The organism is Corynebacterium sp. (genome assembly GCF_022712275.1).
Classification (GTDB): domain Bacteria; phylum Actinomycetota; class Actinomycetes; order Mycobacteriales; family Mycobacteriaceae; genus Corynebacterium.
The window spans coordinates 1-5,447 of sequence record NZ_JALAGU010000006.1 but is presented as its reverse complement, the minus strand read 5'-3'; the positions used below and the strand labels follow the sequence as shown (position 1 = coordinate 5,447).

Genomic DNA, 5,447 nt, shown 5'->3' with positions numbered 1-5,447 from the left:
CCGAAACCCACTACCCCGACCGAACAGGAGACCACCAATGACCAGTGACCGCGACTACCTCGCCGGCGAGATCCGCCGCCGCGCCGCCCGCCTCTTTGCCAACAGCGACCGTGAGCATGAGACCTGCTCGTACGAGGCCGCTGACATCCTCCTCTACCGCGGTATCAGCACCGTCCCCAGCTTCCCGTCCGACCATCTCGACGAGGTGGACCGGGTGATCTGGGAGTGCACCAGCTTCCCCGGCGACGAGGAGGAACTCGACGACGACGACCTGATCGACGTCACCGTCGGTGAGGACGAGAACGGCCTCTTCATCGCCACGTCCGCCGGCACGCTGCCGCTGGATCTGCAGCAGGCACTCGCTGGTGCCGACCTGCTCACCGGTGCGGTGACCCGCGCTCTCCTGCGCCCGGTCTCCGCGGATGATCCCTCCTCGATCCTGTCCCGCGGTACCCGTCCTGTCCTCCGGGAGGCGTGAACGATGCATCGCAACGAAGAAACCGCCGCCCCGGTTGCAGCCGAGACGACGGTGAAGAGTGACTACCAGGCCGCTCATTCTTCCGATTATGCCACCCCGCACCACCTCACGCTGCATCCGACGTCTGGAGCCGACTGGTGGAGTTGGTGCATCAGCATCAACGGCCGGCCCGCGATCCGCTTCCGTGACATCGACCTCGCCGCCCTCGCCGTGACCTTCCTCCTCGACGACATGGAGAACGGGGAAGACATCACTCGCCGTGCCGCCCTGTGGTGCGTCGCTGAGAGCGCGCTTCGCCCCCAGGACTTCGACGCCCGCGCGTATGAGATCTGCAATGGGTGGTGACCGTGTTGTTCTTCCTCACCCTCGCCGCCATGTGGCCGCTCTGGGTCCTCATCGCCGTCCTGCTCATCACCGACCGGAGGCACACCGTGAAGACCCGCCGCACCGCATACACCCACCCCAGGGCACCGCGTAGTGTCCCGACGCTCGACGAGCAACTGCAGATCCACCGGGACGCGTGGCGTGCCGTTCAGCGCCTCCCGGTCCACCGCCGTGAACCACTCCGCCACCTCATCGCCCGGAGCTCTGAGCGAGCCATGAGGGACTACGACCGCGCGGCCTGACTCGCCGCCAGTCCCTGCCGCTAGCCGCCGAGGCACACCGGCCACCACCGACTGACCCGCAGATCCTCCACGCCCACCGAATCCCATTCCCCTCAACAGATAGGAGACACCGTGTCCCCGTCACGGAAGGCTGACGTCAACACCGACGCCTACTCAGCCGACCCCACAGACGTCCCCCCGGGCATGGAGGACTTCGCCGCGGAACTCGCCGCCGAGGTTCGGGACCACCCCGGACCCGACGCCTCCGACCGGCGCCTGGCCGCCCAGGCCGCGAAGATCGCCGAGAAAAGCGTCGACGAGTTCAACACCACCCACCCCGGCACATCCGAGAGCGTCCCGGCCCGGCGGAAGATCACCTTCACTCGCGCTTCCGGTGTCCGCACCGAAGCCGTCGACTGGCTCCTCGACTGCTGGGTGCCCCGCGGTTCCGTCACCCTGCTGGGTGGCCGTGAGGGTATCGGCAAGTCCACCATCGCCGTCGACTGGGTAGCCCAGGCCACCCGAGGTCAGCTCACCGGCACCCCGATGAATGTTGCCTACGTCGTCACCGAGGACAGTCCCGAGCACACCGTTGTGCCCCGGCTCACCGCCGCCGGCGCGGATCTCGACCGGGTGATGTTCCTCGCCGCGTCTGTCCCCGACCCCGACGATCCCGGCGTGACCTACGAGGGTGCCCTCGATCTCCCCGGCGACTACCCAATCCTCCGTCGCTTCATCGAGGAGGAGGGCATCGGCCTGGTTGTCCTCGACGCCGCAAAGTCCGTGATGTCCTCGAAGCTGAAGGGCAACGATGACCTCGATATTCGTCGGTTCCTCGAACCCATGCACCGCGTCGCCCAGGACGCCGACTGCACGTTCGTCTGCCTCGTCCACTTCTCTGCGAAGAAGGGCAGTGCGGACACCGGAAACCTCATCATGGGCTCGTCTGCGTGGCAGCAGGTCGCCCGCTCCGTCATCGCCGTCGCCCAGGACAAGAAAAACGAGACGGTGAAGGTCTGGAACTCCAAGGCGAATCTCGCGCCGCGGATCCGCACGATGGAGGCGAAGGTCGTCTCCGCTGAGATCACCACCGACGACGGAAGGCGAACGGAGGTCGGGCGCATCGACTGGATCGGTGAGTGCGACGAGGACGGTTCCGATCTCCTCCTCCCGGACACCGAGCTAGCTGAGTCGGACAACCGGACTGACGCCGAAGTATGGCTCACTGACTTCCTCGCCGGCCACGGGGATCACCCGAAAAAGGTCGTCCTCGCCGAAGCGCAGAAGGTCGGTCTGACCGTCGCCCGGACTCTGGAACGTGCCTTCAAGAAGATCGGAGGAGTAGCCGACTACAAGGGGTTCCCTCGGGTCGCACACTGGTCGCTCCCCGTTGTCGAGGCTGTCGCGACTGTCCCCGTGCCATTGACGAGTGTCGCAACTGTCGCAACTGGGCCTGAACAGGCAAAACAGCGTGTCGCAACTGGGCCGGAAAATGCAGCTGCGACAGGTTCAACGGCTGTCGCAACCGGTGACGCAACTGGGGCAGTGCGACCCTCCCTCGCCGTCGTCCCGGAGCTCACCGAACCGTCCGACGCTGACATCCTCGCCGCCCTCGACACCGAGTACGGACTAGCCCCGGCGACCGTCGCCGGCTCAGTCCCCGGCCTCACCCGCGATGCCGCACCCGTCCGCCTCGAAGCACTCGCCACCGCCGGTCTGGTCACCGTCGACCATCGCGGCCGGTACATCCGAAAGGACCTCGCATGACCGACGACCTCACCAACTTCACCGCCCGTGTCTTCCGCCCGGGCCGCGGATGGGCCCGAGAGCCCGTGGCCGTCTTCGCCACCTCCAGCCGGAAACGCATCGTGCCGCGCCTACGAATCGGCGACACCATCGTCGAGCTCCGCAGCCCCCGCGCCCACCTGATCGCCGATGCTCTGATCGACGCCACCGAACTCACCCGCCAGAAAGGAACCCCCGATGCCTGACCATCTCGCCGCCCTCTGGGCCCTGCACCGCGACCTGAAGCCCCGAGGTTCACAGCCCGCCGTCCGTAACCAGACGTTGCGCGCCCGCGCCGCCGTCGACACGGCCATTGCCGAGCTCACCACCCTGTACCAGCTCACCGGACGCCACCCCGGCTACCGCACCACCCACCGCGTAGACCTCGACACCGCCCTCGACGACCCGGACCACCCGTGATACAGTCGATCCTGAGTTCGACGCCGCCGCCCGGCACCCGCCGACCCCCAGGGGTCAGCCGGCAATCGGGGCCGCGAGATAGAGAACCACCCTGAGCCGCCACAACGTCGAAGGCCGCGTACAGAGCCCCACAGGCTCCGCCGCCAGACAGCCGCCCAAGGATAGGTCGCACCAGTGTGCGAACAGTCAACTCTCATTCCATGAAGGAAAATCCTCATGACCCTAGTCACGAAACTGTCAGCCCGTGCCATCAAGAGCACCGACGACACTGACGGCCACACCGTCGCCGGCTACGCCTCGACCTTCAACAGCGTCGACCACTACGGCGACACCATCGCCCCCGGCGCCTTCACCAACACGATCCAGAAGCACCAGGCCGAGGGCACCCGCATCCCCGTCCTGTTCCAGCACGACACCACCCTCGGCAGTCACGTCGGCTACATCGACAACGCCACCGAGGACGAGCACGGCCTCTACGTCACCATCCAGCTCGACGACGACGAGACCGGCACCAAGGTCTACAACCTCTGCAAGGGTCGCCGCATCAACGCGATGAGCATCGGATTCAACTACACCGACTACGAGCCGAACCCCGACGGGGACGGCTACCTCATCAATGAGATCGACCTCATCGAGGTTTCCCTCGTCATGATGCCCGCGAACCCCGAGGCACTCATCACCGACGTGAAGAGCTTCAACGATGAGGACGCCCGACGCCGCCGTGAAGAGCAGGCCACCGCTCAGCTGTCCGGCCTGCTGAAGTCCATCCAGACAGCCGACGGCCCCCAGGCCCTCGCCACCGCCCTCGACACCATGCGCGTCAAGAGCGAGACCACCGCCGCCGCAGACGACTACTTCACCGCCCTCACCGGCGGCACCCTCACCGGCCTGAATGTGAGGAACCGGAAGATCGGCGACCGCCTCGACGCGGTAACGATCGCCGCCACCGAGAAGAAGGCCGCACTCCACATCATCACCAAGGCCCGCGACGAGCACCGGGACCTCTCCGATGCTGACCTCGCCCTGCTCGACCTTCCCCGCTCGAACGCCAAGGCCCGCGACGACAACCGCAGGGACGAGGAAATCATGCGAAAACTCAAGTCCATGACCCTCGGGGACAACGCCCCCATCTACTACCACGACCACAACCAGTCCAAGGAGGACACCCCCATGACCGACAACCTGCCCCTCACCGCCAAGGCCCGCACCGAAGTCGCCCGCCGCGCCGTCGACGAGATCCACACCAAGGGCATCACCAGCGGTGCCGGCTCCCTCACCGTCTCCACCGCAGTCGGAGACATCACCGGCATCGAGCACGCCGGCACCACCATCCTCGACATCATCCCCGCCACCCGCCTCACCACCCCGGAGTTCTCCTACCTCAAGCAGACCGCCCGCGACCTCAAGGCCGCCCGTGTTGCCACCGGAGCCGAGAAGCCGAAGTCCGACCTGAAGTTCACCCGCGTCGACTCCACCCTCGAAGTCGTCGCCCACATCGTCCGCGGCATCGACGAGTACATCCTCTCCGACGTCACCGGCCTGAACTCCTTCATCAGCTCCGAGATGATCGTCGGCGTGCACGAAGCAGTCGAAGCGTGGGCCGTCGAGGAGATCGCCGCGGCCACCGGCAAGCTCGCCCAGGCGTACACCACCGACGCGTTCACCACCGCCCGGATGGGCATCAACCAGCTGCAGGCCACCGGACTCACCCCGGTCGCCGTGGTCCTCAGCCCCTCGGACTGGGCCCGCATGGAAACCACCAAGGCCGCCGGGGCCGGCACGTTCCTGTTCAACTCCGCCCCCGTCGACCAGACCAACGGCACCCTCTGGGGTGTTCCGGTCGTCACCTCCCACCGCCTCGCCGACGGTGCCGGCTACGTCATCGCTGACGGGGCAGTCGAACTGTTCCACGACGGTCAGGTCAAGGTCGCGTTCAACAGCTCCGGCGAGGAGTTCGAGCGCAACGAACTGTCCTTCCGTACGGAGGGCCGGTTCTGCCCGGTCGTCAAGCGTGAGGCCGGCGTCGTCTCCCTCGCCCTCACCGCCGGCACCGAGGGCTAACCGCCAGGGGAGGGGGTCGAGAATCACGGCGATCCAGACCCCGGGTCAGGTTTCGGGGGGATGGGAGGCAATCCCTCCCCTGGCGGTTAGCCCTCGGT

General features: G+C 66.7%; 7 protein-coding genes. All 7 read left to right on the top strand.

Features of this window, described 5'->3' with window-relative positions; all coding sequences use genetic code 11:
• Positions 1 to 37 precede the first annotated feature (37 nt).
• The gene (locus tag Q0A27_RS00775; RefSeq protein ID WP_291473183.1) at positions 38 to 478 is read left to right on the top strand and encodes a hypothetical protein; all 441 of its coding nucleotides are present in this window, start codon (positions 38 to 40) and stop codon (positions 476 to 478) included.
• Between the two features lie 3 nt (positions 479 to 481).
• Entirely contained in the window at positions 482 to 823 is a 342-nt protein-coding gene (locus Q0A27_RS00770; RefSeq protein WP_291473182.1) for a hypothetical protein, read from the top strand.
• 2 nt (positions 824 to 825) lie between these two features.
• Positions 826 to 1,104 carry a hypothetical protein gene (locus Q0A27_RS00765; RefSeq protein WP_291473181.1) on the top strand — a complete coding sequence of 93 codons (279 nt, stop codon included), beginning with the start codon at positions 826 to 828 and terminating at the stop codon, positions 1,102 to 1,104.
• 111 nt (positions 1,105 to 1,215) lie between these two features.
• The gene (locus tag Q0A27_RS00760; RefSeq protein WP_291473180.1) at positions 1,216 to 2,850 is read left to right on the top strand and encodes an AAA family ATPase; all 1,635 of its coding nucleotides are present in this window, start codon (positions 1,216 to 1,218) and stop codon (positions 2,848 to 2,850) included.
• The gene (locus tag Q0A27_RS00755; protein ID WP_291473179.1) at positions 2,847 to 3,074 is read left to right on the top strand and encodes a hypothetical protein; all 228 of its coding nucleotides are present in this window, start codon (positions 2,847 to 2,849) and stop codon (positions 3,072 to 3,074) included. The genes Q0A27_RS00760 and Q0A27_RS00755 overlap by 4 nt, the downstream gene beginning before the upstream one ends.
• Positions 3,067 to 3,288: a hypothetical protein gene (locus Q0A27_RS00750; protein ID WP_291473178.1), complete on the top strand. Its 222-nt coding sequence runs from the start codon at positions 3,067 to 3,069 to the stop codon at positions 3,286 to 3,288. The genes Q0A27_RS00755 and Q0A27_RS00750 overlap by 8 nt, the downstream gene beginning before the upstream one ends.
• 216 nt (positions 3,289 to 3,504) lie before the next feature.
• On the top strand, positions 3,505 to 5,349 hold the full coding sequence (locus Q0A27_RS00745; protein ID WP_291473177.1) for an HK97 family phage prohead protease: 1,845 nt from the start codon (positions 3,505 to 3,507) through the stop codon (positions 5,347 to 5,349).
• Positions 5,350 to 5,447: the final 98 nt, after the last annotated feature.